Origin of the sequence: Bacillus sp. ISL-78 (genome assembly GCF_018613455.1) — a bacterium.
Classification (GTDB): domain Bacteria; phylum Bacillota; class Bacilli; order Bacillales; family DSM-1321; genus Peribacillus; species Peribacillus frigoritolerans.
The window spans coordinates 12,384-27,046 of the sequence record NZ_JAGGQC010000001.1 but is presented as its reverse complement, the minus strand read 5'-3'; the positions used below and the strand labels follow the sequence as shown (position 1 = coordinate 27,046).

Sequence of the window (14,663 nt, the reverse complement as noted above, 5' to 3'; positions counted from 1 at the left end):
CATTTACCAATTTGATAGGGCAATCCTGTTGATATTAACGAAAATCGGCTATTCATAAAATTGAACTAAAATACAAAAAAGGCAAAGTCTATGCAGGTAAATGACAACTGCATGGCTTCGCCTTTTCTTTTTTAAAGGAAATTCAATTTTCTAAGGTTAAATATAATGGTTTAGCATAAAGACATTTCATCTAATTAGTCAATCCAATATCGGTTATATAAATTTTGCATATGAGATGTCATGAGTTTCACTGCTTCCTCTTGGTTGTGTTCTTCAATTGCTTTAATCAGTAATTGATGTTCACGAAAGTTAACATCTCGATAATCTGGTCGAGTAACGGTACGATCACGAATAAATTGCCACATTTCTTGCTGTTTCATCGAACTAATAATGTCTGAAATGATTTTAATAAATAGTTCATTATGTGTTGCTTTTGCAATCCCAAAGTGTAATGCCTCATCTGTTTCGGGTACATATACACCCGCGTTTGTTTCTTCTTCCATCTTATTAATAATTGTATGAAGCTCCTGAATATCTTCATCTGTAGCTCTTTCAGCAGCGAATTTTATAATAAGTGGTTCGATATTCATTCTAGCATCAATAATATCCTCTGGTGATATAGAGTCTAAAACGTGATCAGATTTAGAATCCTCTGATTGAGGTTGATTACTTTGAATATAAACACCTTCGCCTTGTCGAGAATAGATAAATCCATTCAGTTCCAAAGCACTAAGAGCTTGTCTGACTGGTGCACGGCTCACACCAAATTGTTCACATAATTCTCTCTCCGCGGGTAGTTTATCACCTATTTTAAATTCTCCTGAAAGTATACTAGAAAGAATTTGATTATAAATTTGAACATATAACTTTTTACTGGAGACTGGATTGAAATTAATTGAAAACACCCCATTCTTAAATTTTTTTTATCTTACGTTTGAATTACAATCCAATTTTATTGTCATATAAAACAGTTTCCATCTCATTTTATCCTACATTTACTCACCCTACATCTAATATTGTTAAAATAAATGGAAATTAGTCTAAACGTTACCTTATTGTACAACAAACAAAGTAGACAACTATTATATTTAAAGACGCATACTTACTTTATTATAATATCTTCTTATATTCTGGGCAATATACTAACAGTTCCCCTGCTTCCGTTATTATCCATATTGAATCACTTTACATCAAAAGCAAAATAAAGCCTTTAAGAAAAATATAAAATATATATAAATACATTTTCAAATGATAACAGCCAGAACATACACATATTATTATTACTCACTAAATTAAGTTATTTAATTATGCCCTCCAATGGAAAGCAATCTATATTCATCTTGTTTTACCATTATAATTGCCTTACTTTACTCTTTTACATACTAGGACTATTTTTTTCAGTTAGTAACAAGGATTTAATCCGGATTCAGGGACGCTCATTCTCTCAATCTAATTTGTCTTGGACACGAAAGGTCTTTTCCAATAATGATTCGGTTAATACGTTCCTTTTTTCTCCCTTATCCATAACGCTCCCCGAATTGAATATTACCTTTTAATTTAGTATCTAAATATCGTAGTTTAAAGTAGCGTTCGAATATTATCCCATTCATATACAGGTTCGTTGACATTCTTGCCAGAAATGTTAACCTCAATGGTGTATTTTTTACCTCCAATAAACTCATAAAAAAGACGAGATCATCTACCAATATTATCAAACTAATAGGATGAAAGGCCGCGAAACAGCTGGAAGAGAAGAACCAATTATCGTGAAAAAGATAAAGTGAAAAAAGAGAAGATTTTATAAAATATTTATTAAATGCGAAAGCTCAAGATTAAAATAACGTGCAGGGAAGGTAGTCATAAATTGCCCTTTTAGGTTTTTTAGTTTACATAAGATAAATTATAGGAAGTTAATAGTACACAAAAAAATCATCTCAAAATGACAAGTAATCTTGTACTAGTGAGAGGAATTAAAGTGTTCAAAAAAAGTACACATCTTACACGTATCATTTCACAGAACATTCAAACTTTTCCGTTGCATAATATAGGGTACTCCTTATTTTGACCTCTGAATACGATTGTCCAGGACCATTCGCATTCAGAAAAACCTCTAAGTTCATTCCCTTAGAGGCTTTTTTTATTGAATCTCATTGTAACGAGTATTCTTAAATTTTGAGACAGAATTAAAAATTTAAATTATTTTTCAGTTTATCATATTTTAAATGATTATTAGTCCATAAATCTTAAAGCCCTATAGCTAATCTTTTATGTTCTTAATAATAAATTCTCCTAATTTCCCTAATAAATGTAATGTGTAAATAATCATTAATGCTCTGGCTACTACAAAACCATCTATAGCTAAGTCATATCCCCCTCGTAATAAGGCTTCCGAAAATCAAAAATAAATTGATATTGCCAGAGGTATTAAGAGAAAAATCAAAGCTAGTTGCGTTTTTTTATCCATAAGCGTCCCGCCTTAGAGTGTGAATTTTACAATTAATAGCATTGTTTCTGGAAATAATCCACATTTATTGTCATTTAAAAAATATCAGATGTAATAAAACCCTAAAATAAATAGCCACCCTATTAAAGAATGACTATTTATTTGATAAGCATATTCTGTTTCCTTTACTTTATTTCTTCTGTCGATGGTATATCTGCTTTATTAGTAGTGATATCTACTGCATATCCATTATGAAATCTTGAATCAAAATCTGGTCATCAATAATATCTCCTTTAACAGGAACAAGAAAAAGCTACTATTGGATCTATTAATGCGGGACCTTTTTATAGTATCTTCTTGTGGAGAGTGGGTGGTTTCTTTGTTCTTCTAGATGGCAACTTACTCGTTCGAGAAAAGTTGCTAGGGATAGAGAATTGGACAAGTAGTCTCATGGTACAAGGGACCTGGCCCCTCGTACCATTATTCGGGGAAACCATTAAAGTAAAAGGAAATGACAAAAGTATACTCAAGTACAAAGCGGTGATTATGCTTGGTCCCCCCTATGATCAGAGTTCATATTTACAAAGGGGTAGGAGATCAATTAAATTTTAGAAACGTTTTCTGCTTGAGAGCCACGTTGTCCTTTTAGAATATCAAATTGTACACGTTGCCCTTCATCAAAGGAATTAAAACCATCACCAGTAATCTTTACTATTGTTATGTAAATAAAATAAAAAATGGTTTCCTGGTCTGGAAACAATTTTTGTAGTTGACCATATGGTGTTACCAATTCGTTTTTCTCTTTTACGTAAAGAAGATAAACAATTACTATTCACTGTCTCAGTAGATGTAAAAAATTCTTAAAGATAGAGGTGAGATTGATTGTTTTTTCTTCTAGAAATAATGACTTAAATAATATATTGTATACCTAAAACAATGAAAGCCCTACCTCTCTTTCATCCTTACGGCTCCTTGTCCGTGCCAGTGTGAATCAGGATTGCAAAAATCAAGTGACTATTTTATCGAGTTATTTGATGAAACTTCAAACGTTCGTAAAAGAAATTTAAATAATAAAAGTGGATTAGATTGTAGAAATAACAAATGAGGTTAATGTTCTAAAGGTGAGTTGGAGAAGTTGAATGTCTTTGAAAAGATTTACTTTTATAAATATATTCCCAAAAAATTCAGGATATTTTCGGGAGATGTAATACATTATCTTAAATTAACCTTAACAGAAACTTTTTATTTGATTTTCAGTAATCCCTTTAATTAATCCCAGTTCACTAATCAAAAATTCATGTGCGTTATCTAACATTTTTTTTTCGCTTGTATTAAGTGCTTTTTCTTTCTTCATACGCATTAAATCACGTACAACTTCAGTACATTCTTGTAATTTACCCGTTTTTATTTTGTCCGTGTTCACTTTATACCTTTGTTTCCACGGCAGTAATCTATCTGATTCTCCATGATGAAAAATGTTTATGATGTGTATTAATGCAATTATGTCAGTAACAGGGCGTATACTTGAACTCAATATTTTACCCGTAGGAATCATGACTTGCATATTACCAATTAACATTTTTATGACATAATACTGTTGTTTTTCCCCTGAGATTTCCTTTTCTTCTATGGCTTTAATTATACCTACTCCGTGCATTGGATAAACAATGTTATCGCCAATTTGAAACAAATAATCCACCTCCATATATGGTAACCTTCTTAAGCTTAACATATATATTATTTTTTATCAAATTTTTAATAATACCATAAATTTATTTTCAGTGTCAACTACTTTTTCCTTATAAATCAGAAAAAGCAAAAACAATAGGAATCGTGTTGGATTACCAATAAAGGGAAGGTTAATTTTCCCGCGTATATTCTGAAACCTCTACTAACCTTAATATTATTATTCTATATAAAACCTGCCTTGTTCAGCAATCGCTACCCGTTACTTTAAGTGCAATTCATCACAATCTTTATTTTAACATAAATACTCAATACGCCTTGATAGTCCATTAGAATCGAAGCAGAAAATATCCTTCAAGTATCTCATAAAAATAAGAGTCATTTTATAAGCCACTCTCATTAAATTAGGATGATTATATGCTACACTTGGTTTACCATTTGATTTACTGTTTTCATGTCCCCTACTCCTTTACGAGTGGGGGTTCTTTGTTTCACAGAAAAAAGAAAAGCAGACTCCCATAAAAGAGCCTGCCTTCCCTGTTTTGTAAAATTAAGCAGCTTTACGTACGTTTGAAGCTTGAGGTCCACGTTGACCTTGCTCCACATCAAAAGTCACTGCTTGACCTTCATCTAAAGTTTTGTAACCTTCGCCTTGAATCGCTGAGAAATGAACGAATACATCGTCTCCACCTTCACGTTCGATGAATCCGAAGCCTTTTTCGCCATTAAACCATTTTACATTACCTTTTTCCATTTGTATTGCCTCCTAGTGTGTAAACACACACAATGTAATACTACCCTTGCTCTCAGTGATCTTCAAGATGAAAAGTTACAAATCCTTTACACCGAACAAAAATAATTCTTTTTAATCATAACATTTTTTGTAAGAAATGTCAAGATGAAGAAAAAACACAAGCTCACTATTTCTTTATGATAATCATTGCCGTATATTTTGTATCAGGATTCATTTCCCTATTCTGTGTGCATGCTTACAGCAAGAGGAACAGCTTGTATTTAACATCTATCAGCTTTCCTTCCTCTAATGAGCCAAGAAAATCATTAACTACCCGAATAAGTTCTGCGAAGTCTGTACTTTGAAAACCTTTTGCCTCATACATAAATTTATCCCTCACTTCATCTTATATTTATACACAAAAGGCATATTCTCCTATAAGAACTCCTTTTATTTAAATTCCTTTCACCCGTCTTATTTGTTTGTAATATTTATGTACTTTTGTTTTTCAACTATTCTGCCCCGATAGCTGCATAAAGAAAAAGCTGTCATAAAGACAGCTCCGATCTTCAGCTAACGCACCCGTTAGTTGCATAAGAAAAGGAGCTACTGATTAGCTCCTGTTAATGAAGTAAAGAACCCGTTCGCACAATAAGTGATATTGAATTTTTTTACATTAAACCTATTACTACCCCAATAATTGAAAAAGAAAATACTAATAAAATCAATAAGATTATTAAAGGAGCTATCTTCTTTAGAAATCCTTCTTCTTTGTTTTTAAAACTTATATAACTAAAAACCAGGCTAAGTACACCTGTAATAATAGAACTAAAAAATAATACTTTTAGGAAAACAACCATCATACCTTCAGGTTTATCAGGAGCAAATTCATAAGCAATAAACATTGTTATTGCACTTATAATGCTTAATATCGCAGATCTTTTGCTGTATTTTTCGTTCATTTGTTTTAAACTCCCTCATCTTTAACTAAGAAACCTTAAGTTAAACAATTTTTTATATGAAAATATTATAATTCCACAAATCACAGTTACTCCTACAAATGTGAATAAGTAAAGAAAAGGAGAATTTACCTTACCAAAAACTACTTCATTTTGAAGTGTTTCTACTTTATCCCATGCACTTGCAATATCTGGTTTATAGTTCCTTGTTTCTATATATCCGACTAACATCATACCGACTAAATAGATTATATGAATTGCAATTGAACCAATAAATGCTTGAAAAACCAGCTTCATTTAGCCCCTCCTTTACAACCTCATACTACCATAATAACCCATATGTGTTAATGAACTAAACTGCCCCGTTAGTTGATTATCTAGTTCCCTTAAGACTCCCTTCTAATGAAAAACGTCAACAAACTCTCCCAAAGGAGAATCAAATACTGTTCTTTTTTGTACTATAAATTCAATGGGTTCCCCTTTATTACTTTCCTTGCTGGGATTGGATGGAATTTTTCCTTCATACCAACTGTGCTTTCCATCAAAAGTTTTTTTAATCTCTTCGTCCCCCTTAAAGTAAATTTCAAAACCTCTTAAGGGTTTATTATTGTCAATTTCAAAGTAGTCCAACAACTCTTTTTCGCTGGGTTCAGAAGATAACTTCATATAAGCAACCGCAGTAGGTTGACCTCCACTCCCCCAAGGTCCACCACCATATGAAACTCCATAGTCGAACCCTTTTTCAATAATCTTTGTCTTGGTTGGAAGTGTGTAGGAGTAAAACTCATTTGCAAATTCCTCAACCGTTTGTTTATCTTCACTTAGTAAGTCATAAAAAAAGAATCCTACTATCGAAAAAACTAATGCACCAATCCACCATCTATATCTTTTTAACATTAAACCACTCCAATCTATCCATCCTAACTTGCTATCTCCTATACAGAGTGTAGCAAATAATCGTCAATCATTCTTTAGAGACAATTATTCTCTTTTTTAACTAACCTGCCCCGTTAGTTCTTTAAGAATTAAACAAATTTATTATTTTTTAAATGACTTTATTGTAAATAAAACAACTTTATTATATCTGCACATCAATCTGATCAAACAAATATAAGTAGAATACTTACCAGAGCTATTTGTGTAGCTTTGTAAAATATAATAAAGTTTGATTAAAATCATTTCTTATCTATCCTATAAAATAAACAAAAAAAAGAGGCCTCCATTAAGTTCAATAACTTAATGAAAGACCTCTCTTCTTATCTTTCCAGGTTTTATCGGTCACTTTTTCGGACACTTATGAATTAAATCAAGCTTATAAACCCATTCATATCAGGATTTATAACACTTAATTACATCATGCCGCCCATAGATTGTGGAGTTTTACATGAGAACATCATACAATCTAACCTTAATTAAAGCATACAACAAAACATTCGTTCCCCACTAAAATATTCACTCAACAATATAAAATAATATCGTTTTCGGCACCCATTCGGCACCTTTTTGGTGCCCAGGTTTTTTTTTCTAATAAACGGATCGTTAGCAAGTAGCTATTGAGTTATTCCACAAACGCGCCCGATTGTTTAATAAAGCCTGGGTGATTATTTGTTTAATTTATAACCATCATATACAGCTTCCCAATTAAGAGGTTTAGCCATTCTATTTTCAATTTGTCCTAATGGCTTAAAACCATATTGATTATAAAGAGAATGAGCATCCTTTGTAGCAAGTTGGAAACTTGTTCCTTTTAATTTAGGATGTTCTATGACTACACACATTAACCATTTGCTAAGTCCACGTCCTCTACACCTTTGCTTCTTTTCGAACTAAGTGATCCGCTGGCAAAAGTTGTTCTAAAGCTATCATTTCTATTTGATCACCATTCATCTGTTTAGTTTTGATCACCATTCATCTGTTTAGTTTTGATTAACATTTCATCCACCCCATTTACACCTCTGTAACTAAATTATACAAAAAAAGACTGTCAGAAAATCCGAATTTTTTGAATTTGTCGACAGTCAGAGAAGCATGGTATCTCACGCTTTTTTTAAGAGCTTTCCTATTTATTACGTATTAATTGTCTAATAAGTAATAACAAACAGATTCCTTATTAAGTTCTCATTGATAACTAATAAAGACACCTTCCTACGAGAAAGCGCCCGTTTGTTAAAAAACAAATAACATTAAAAGAACTCATATAGGGGTCCTACAACATGCCCATCAACCTAACGGAGTAGGTTAACCCCAAAACGATAAAAATGAGCTTTATTACTATCCTTTTAAATATAGTACACCTGTACGATCCTCACTGCTGTATACATCGTTATACTCAGAAGGCTTAATGCTACCTAATCCATCTATATGTGCATTATGGAATTTTTGATATTTGAAAGGGGGAAAAAGGTATGACTAACTTAGTGTTCAAACAATTTGGGATGACAAGAGGTTATTTTATTAAAAATGTAGAATCAGTTTCGAAGGAAATAGCAAATGTACAGCTAGATGGTTTTAACAACACGATTCAATGGCATATCGGCCATGTATTAACGGTTACTGAACAGTTTATGTTCGGCTTCCCCCACAAAACGACCCATCTTCCGGCAAACTATATCAAATTATTTGGGAACGGCACAAAGCCGGCTGATTGGAAAGACGATGTACCTACCGTAGATGAGCTTGTTATACAGTTGAAAGATCAGTTAGTTCGTCCTCAACAAATTCCTGCTGAACGATTAAATGAAACGCTGGAAAAACCATTTATGGGACTTAAAACCTTTGGAGAATTAGCCGGTATGCCGTTACTGCACAAAGCAAACCATTTGGGACGAATTCAAGCGATGAAGCGCGTCATTCATTGAACATATAGGAGTAAAGAATTAATATTGAGGACTTTCGGGAATGAGCAAATTGATTAATGACAATAAAGATGTTTATTTTCAAAAGCATGATTGCCGCATTCTTCGGATGAAAAATGCGGCCTTTTCCAAAAAATGAAGGTTTCATTGAACGGAAATTGGAGATCAATGAGGAAGACCTACAGGAGATTACAGGCCTGCCGCCTATGTACACAGCAATGTGGACAGTAATGAAGTACTTTATTATGTGGACGGTGACTTTATGAGTCGCCACGGTATTGAAGAGGGATCGATTACCCTTCATCCAAGCGGTCTACCACATCCAGGAAAAATTGAAGCAAGTATAGGAAAAAAAAACACGGGAACTTGCTGTTATGGTCGATACATTCAGACCGCTGTATTCATGAAAAAGGCACATGAGTTAGTATGAGCAGCTGGCTATCAAAATAAATTCAATAATAGTTTAATTACTGTAACAATAATTAAACTACAAAACAAAAAGTCTTAATCCCTATAATTGAAGGAATTAAGACTTTTATTTCATTATATACATAAGCAATAGTTTCTTAGAAAATTTCTGATAGCTCTTCATTCCCCTGATCAATATATAATTCTTTGACCTTAACCTGTGACGGCAGCAGCGGATGATTGCGTATGATGTTGACAGTTTTTTGTACGCTATCCGTTAAAGTTTTGTCTCCATGTAGCCATACACTTACCGTACCCTCAGGAAATTCCGGCATGCAATTTTCAAAAAGATAATCTAATGTTTGAATCTTGTCCTGTAATTCTTTGTTTTTATATATTTTGTTCATTATATCCCCAGTATTCTTTTGATAATCATTTGTGGAAACCACAACAATTTCTTCAACATTATCCTGATACACAGCAATAATGATGTCCCTCATTAAATCGTCGAAGGGGTATGAAACGACTGGCTGATATGTTTGTAAAATGATCATGTTTTCTGGATTGACATTGGTTTCTTCTTTAATGAATCGTTCTAATTTCTGCTCCATTCCAATCACAAATAGTACTTTTTTCTTTTCATCTCTAGACATCAAATTCACCCCATAAATGTTTTGAATTTTGTTCCAAATAAGTTTCCCGACTCTTTCTTATATGAAAAATGCGCGAGTCCGAACATATCCTTTGTTTTTAACATAATTTGCTTTGCAGGTCACTGGAAAGCTTAAAGACCATTACTCGTTCTCCAGTTTGTGTACTAAGATCGGTGTGAAAACTTACTACTTCTTCCCCTGTTATCGTTAAGATAATTTCCTTTAAATCACCCAGACCGGATTCCACTAAACTATTGCGATGTTCTTTTACTGATAACAATCCTTCTTTATCCAGACATACTGTATATTCAGCAGCAGTTAATATTCCGCTCAGTATCACAATCACCATATTCCGTATGATATCTGATTTAACAGATACAGAACCTCTTCCAAGATAATTTTTCTCCCAATGTGTTAAAGCTTTGCTAATCTCAGCTTCAATCGTTCCTTTTGATTTATCCATACCGAATCCTTTTCCTTTATTCAAAGTTACATTCATAGATAAACTTCCTATAATATTCTAAAAATAATCTTTACTGCCCATTGTGATGACTTTCTTTCTGAAAGCTACGTACCATTGCTATAAAACCAGAAAGAAAGCAGCCTTTACACAAGTATATATAAATCTGGGAAAGAGGTTAAGACCAACTCTCCCAGTGTCCTTCCGGATCAATGGACGCAAGCCGAATCCATCCGTTTTTCACTTTTTGCTGAAAGGCATGATCGTGGTTCAGTATCCGTTTCACATACTCCCTCGGTGCTTGGATGACCACCAGTAAACGCAGTGGCTCATGATATGCCTCTTCATCCGATTTCATTACAGACTGCCAGGGAAGTCCAGTTAATAAGTCACTGGCGTTCCCCTGCATGACTCCGAGACCGGCTGTGACGGTTTGGGTTGTTTTATTCCCACTGCCATAATAATGAGGTGCCACAGTAGATGCATAATATTGCAGGTTAATCCATTGAGCTACCGTTGCCGGTCCTGAAATAATATTGGCCAGGATAGCACCGTTTTTATCCTTCTTCCATTTATAATTATTGAGGAAAACTCTTCCGCCCAGATTGCAGCCTTGTGTCAGCCGGCGTTCCCCAATGATAAATGCGGCGTTACGCGCCAAGCCCCATTCCGGACGCACCTCACTCCAATCTTCTGAAAGACGCTGCGCCTCAGTCGTCGGATTCTTGAAATTATTTCCAATATTTGGCAAGTGTACAACCCGCTCGGCAGTGGCTTTCTCACGGACCTTTGGCAACGCGGCTTGAACACGAAGAAATGTTTCTTTAGCTTCTTCTGACAGTTCTGGAACATAAATCCAGCGCAATTCATCAAGTGTGGTAATATGCTCGGCAGCTGCAAAAACGGTATCTTTCGGAATCATAATTCCCTCTTTTTCAAGGCTCTTCCTTACGTTTGGAAGATTACATAAGGCTGCCAGCACCCGCGCGTTGAATCCACTTGATGCCCCTCCGCAAGCGCCACAGTCGAGTGCGGAACTATATGGATTGTTCGTGCTATGACTTCCATGTCCGCAAATAACCACTAGTGGTGCAAAGTGATCGGTCAGCCCCATCATTTTTAGAGCTTGACGTACATAGTGTACTTTTTCTTTCACCGAAAAGCCAATTGGCAAACCTGTTTCCAATGTATCCGTATGGTCAAGCGAGAGTTCCGTGGATGGTTTATGCAGCCATGTTTCGTACAGTTTGCTTAATGTCCGCCCTGCACTTCGCGGAACAAAGCTGCGAGCCAGCGTTTGTAGACTTAGCCAGGGACCGCTAATCTCCGGTAGCACTAGACTGGAAACCAGATTATGTTTCATTGTTTTAAACGTATCACCTAGTGAGCTGGCCGCTTGATGCCTTTGTTGATAGGATTCAGAATCCTGTGAAAACTCTTTTATGCTGTATTGCGGTTTAAACATTACCGGCAAAGAGTTATGCGTGTGATTACTGCCAAGCTCGCAGGTTTCAATCGGTAATCCGAAAAAGCCTGCTGTTCCAAAAGTCTCAAAATCACCTGCTGTTTCAAGCTTTCGGCGAAAAAGCTCTGATCGCACATCAATACAAAATACAAATTGGGCGAGTGCAGGTTTTACGTTTTCAGCAGCTCCAGCAGGCTGTTGGCGTGTAATCATTTTCTTTAATTGGTCTTCATATGTTTTTTCCCAGGCTTCAAGCCAAAGCTGATTGCGTAGAATCTTATCAAAACGATAAGCAAGAGTCAAACGTGCCTTTATTTCTGTAGAAGATAATTGTGACCAAGCATCAATTGGCAGGTTTCCCCATTCGGCCCAAACTGCAATCAATGGTTCTAAATGAACTTTTTCTTTCCTTTTTTCAGGTAAGGGAAGAGAGGGTTTAACTAAGGCCCATTCCAGACAAATTCGAACAGCTAAATAATCAAAAAGCAGTGAACTTTCTTCAATTGATTGCTGTGAGCGCCAAAGCATCATACCACCCCAGCCTGGTAAAGCAAGGAAATGTGCCTTAAAATAGTCTTGAATTTCTGAAAAAGGAATTTCGAGTTCGAGCAAAACTTCCATTAAGGCAGCATCAGCTTCTTCCGGCAGCTCACTTAGTTGTTTACGTATCTTACGGCTAAGTGCCGGATCATGCCTGACTAGTTTCCGCCACGCATGATAAAAACCTTCTTCTCGATTGGGCATAGACCAGACAGCCTGGGACTCATTCAAAAACAATTTACACCACTTGATCATATGGCGGTTAAGTTCGTGAGCTGCATTCACCCTTCCCAGCTGTTCCAAGCGCTGGCTATAAGTTTTAACCGAGTGTTTTTCAATCATTTGCGATGCAAAACGGTTAAGTTTTCTTGCAATACTTTTTATCTCAGGTGCTTCCAAAACGCTGGAAGATGGTTGAGTCTGTAAAAGTGCAGTCCGGCAGAATCGCTCTGCTGCCTCACGCGGCAGCTCCAAAGATTGTGAGTTTAACCACTGTTGAAGTCCTTTTTCTAATAAATCCTGATGAATCTGGCCTCGATTCCGTGCAGACAGAAATACGGAATCATTGGGGTAAATATCTACATCACAAGTATCCTTAAGCCACCGTGCTGTTTTTTCAAAGGGTTGTCCCTCTAAGCCTATCCAGGGGTTGCGTGCTGCAAACGTGGTAATTGGCCCAAGCGGTGCAATGACGCTGCTGGCGGATTTCACCAAGTCAATAAGATCAAAATCAATGATATCGGGCAGATTTCCCCAATGTAATGTTTTTGCTATTGTTGTATTCATCGTAAATGACCTCCTCCAAAGAATGATTTTGTCAAATACTTAGGATGACTTTCGACCAAATCATTTTGAGGCTCACCCAATCGTACAAGCCAAAGATAAATGACAGCATAGGCAGTTGATGAACGATGACGAGCCAGCCAAACACCTGCAGTACTTCCGGCCAATAGGATAATCAAGAGCAAAATGGCCGCCGGTGCCTGTGCTTGAATTCCTTTTGGGATTGAATCCTGTAACACATCATAAAAAATATCATGTACCAAACTGTATACAACTGCCGCTGCAGTAATCAGAGAAAATCCTGCAATACGCCCAACACGTCCGTACCCAAAAGCCACGAGCTTAGTCCAGGCCAAAGAAACCGACCATCCTAACGTAAGAGCGCTTATCAATTGATAACTCTCTCCAGGAGAAGACAGCCAAATAACTAGTGCGACCATGAGGCCTAAAATACCGCCAGTGATGGTCCATAATAATGACGCTGGCTGGTGCGTCCCAGAGTCAGGCACCGCGTCGTGATGAAGCGCAGAGCCTGACTGTAAGAAAAGGGTTGATTTGAATAGACCATGTAAAACAGCGTGGATAATGGCTGCCAAATATGCACCTAATGCACATTGGATTAACATGAACCCCATCTGAGCAATCGTAGACCCTACCAGCTGCCGTTTATAATCAACGTGAACCAACATAATTCCGGTCCCTATGATGACTGAAACACTGGACAATAGAAGCAAAACAAGTTGAGCTATATCTCCGGTAAAAAGCGGTGAGAACCGAGTCAGGATAATTCCGCCTGCATTCACTAATCCCGCATGCATTACCGCGGATACAGGAGTTGGAACCACTACTGAATCTAACAGCCAGCGTTGAAAAGGCCATTGTGCTGCTGGAATCACGACAGCCAGGATTAGCAGAAGATTAATACAAGTCCTTTCCCATGAATCAAGCTGTGCAAGACTACTTTTGGTGAGGATGAGCGATAACTCCCATTGCCCTGTGGCTTGGGTTACCCATATGACAGCTCCCATTAGGAAAAACCAGCCTAGTGCAAATAGACGGCCAGATTGCTTAGCTGCGTTTCTAGCCACACTCCACTCTTTTTTTAATCTTATAAGCAGTGTCAGTCCCAGGAGTGTAACCCCCCAGCAAACCAGCAACAGGCGAAGATCATTACTCAGCCAGGCACCTGAATCAACAGTAGTAGTAATAGTCAGTAGGGCAAAATATTTTCGATAGGCACGATCACCGAGTAAGTAACGAACAGAATAGCGCTGCACGATAAAACCAATGGTTAGAACAAACAATGCCAGCAGCCATGATAAAGAATCAAACCGCCAAGGGCCATAAATCATGGTCTCCTTGGTCGTTACAAGGGCCAGCAGGGCAGCAATCGGGGGCAACAATGTGATACCGACATGAAACCGCACAAAAGACAGCGGAACCCTTGGATATAACAGCAATAGCGCGCTGAACACCGATATTGCAAGCAATACGAAAAATATTTCTGGCAGAGAAATTAACATTCTACTTCCCCCTATCAATGGATGGAAGAAACCCACATTCCGAAAAGATGATTCTGACTATTTCCTTCATTACACCCATTCCTTTCTGTTTATTTTCAAAAACAAAAAACCGACAATTTTTAAGCATAATGGTCAAAACCATTAAACTTTGAAAA

Annotated in this window: 13 protein-coding genes and 1 pseudogene; 2 read left to right on the top strand and 12 right to left on the bottom strand. The window is 36.3% G+C overall.

Features of this window, described 5'->3' with window-relative positions:
• Positions 1 to 194: 194 nt before the first annotated feature.
• The 8 genes from J7I96_RS00150 to J7I96_RS00115 all read right to left on the bottom strand — a co-directional run bounded on the left by J7I96_RS00150 (position 195) and on the right by J7I96_RS00115 (position 6,718).
• On the bottom strand, positions 195 to 905 hold the full coding sequence (locus J7I96_RS00150; protein WP_098866208.1) for a FadR/GntR family transcriptional regulator: 711 nt from the start codon (positions 903 to 905) through the stop codon (positions 195 to 197).
• Positions 906 to 3,044: 2,139 nt separating this feature from the next.
• Positions 3,045 to 3,233: a cold shock domain-containing protein gene (locus J7I96_RS00145; protein ID WP_214772924.1), complete on the bottom strand. Its 189-nt coding sequence runs from the start codon at positions 3,231 to 3,233 to the stop codon at positions 3,045 to 3,047.
• A gap of 438 nt (positions 3,234 to 3,671) precedes the next feature.
• Complete coding sequence (locus J7I96_RS00140; RefSeq protein WP_214772930.1) at positions 3,672 to 4,133, bottom strand: CarD family transcriptional regulator; 462 nt, start codon at positions 4,131 to 4,133, stop codon at positions 3,672 to 3,674.
• Positions 4,134 to 4,679: 546 nt separating this feature from the next.
• A complete protein-coding gene (locus J7I96_RS00135) occupies positions 4,680 to 4,883 on the bottom strand; it encodes a cold-shock protein (protein ID WP_096340629.1) in 204 nt (67 codons plus the stop codon).
• Between the two features lie 235 nt (positions 4,884 to 5,118).
• A complete protein-coding gene (locus J7I96_RS28690) occupies positions 5,119 to 5,247 on the bottom strand; it encodes a sporulation protein Cse60 (protein ID WP_214775012.1) in 129 nt (42 codons plus the stop codon).
• A 286-nt stretch (positions 5,248 to 5,533) separates the two neighbouring features.
• Positions 5,534 to 5,824 (bottom strand): hypothetical protein, encoded by a 291-nt coding sequence (locus tag J7I96_RS00125; protein WP_034311919.1) that lies wholly within the window; start codon positions 5,822 to 5,824, stop codon positions 5,534 to 5,536.
• A 21-nt stretch (positions 5,825 to 5,845) separates the two neighbouring features.
• Positions 5,846 to 6,118 carry a hypothetical protein gene (locus J7I96_RS00120; RefSeq protein ID WP_214922274.1) on the bottom strand — a complete coding sequence of 91 codons (273 nt, stop codon included), beginning with the start codon at positions 6,116 to 6,118 and terminating at the stop codon, positions 5,846 to 5,848.
• A gap of 102 nt (positions 6,119 to 6,220) precedes the next feature.
• Complete coding sequence (locus J7I96_RS00115) at positions 6,221 to 6,718, bottom strand: hypothetical protein (protein WP_214773370.1); 498 nt, start codon at positions 6,716 to 6,718, stop codon at positions 6,221 to 6,223.
• Positions 6,719 to 8,226: 1,508 nt separating this feature from the next.
• Here J7I96_RS00115 and J7I96_RS00110 point away from each other — a divergent pair.
• The gene (locus tag J7I96_RS00110) at positions 8,227 to 8,679 is read left to right on the top strand and encodes a DinB family protein (protein WP_214773372.1); all 453 of its coding nucleotides are present in this window, start codon (positions 8,227 to 8,229) and stop codon (positions 8,677 to 8,679) included.
• A 193-nt stretch (positions 8,680 to 8,872) separates the two neighbouring features.
• Positions 8,873 to 9,106: pseudogene (locus J7I96_RS00105) on the top strand (homogentisate 1,2-dioxygenase); the annotation flags it as partial.
• Positions 9,107 to 9,242: 136 nt separating this feature from the next.
• On the opposite strand, the gene J7I96_RS00100 reads toward J7I96_RS00105, so the two are convergent.
• The 4 genes from J7I96_RS00100 to J7I96_RS00085 form a co-directional block, all read right to left on the bottom strand.
• Entirely contained in the window at positions 9,243 to 9,737 is a 495-nt protein-coding gene (locus J7I96_RS00100; protein ID WP_214773373.1) for a carbonic anhydrase, read from the bottom strand.
• Positions 9,738 to 9,834: 97 nt separating this feature from the next.
• Entirely contained in the window at positions 9,835 to 10,200 is a 366-nt protein-coding gene (locus J7I96_RS00095) for a Na-translocating system protein MpsC family protein (RefSeq protein ID WP_214773386.1), read from the bottom strand.
• A 175-nt stretch (positions 10,201 to 10,375) separates the two neighbouring features.
• Positions 10,376 to 12,988, bottom strand: a complete 2,613-nt coding sequence (locus J7I96_RS00090; RefSeq protein WP_214922272.1) for a DUF2309 domain-containing protein — start codon at positions 12,986 to 12,988, stop codon at positions 10,376 to 10,378.
• Positions 12,985 to 14,508 carry an NADH dehydrogenase subunit 5 gene (locus J7I96_RS00085; RefSeq protein WP_214773375.1) on the bottom strand — a complete coding sequence of 508 codons (1,524 nt, stop codon included), beginning with the start codon at positions 14,506 to 14,508 and terminating at the stop codon, positions 12,985 to 12,987. The genes J7I96_RS00090 and J7I96_RS00085 overlap by 4 nt, the downstream gene beginning before the upstream one ends.
• Positions 14,509 to 14,663 lie beyond the last annotated feature (155 nt).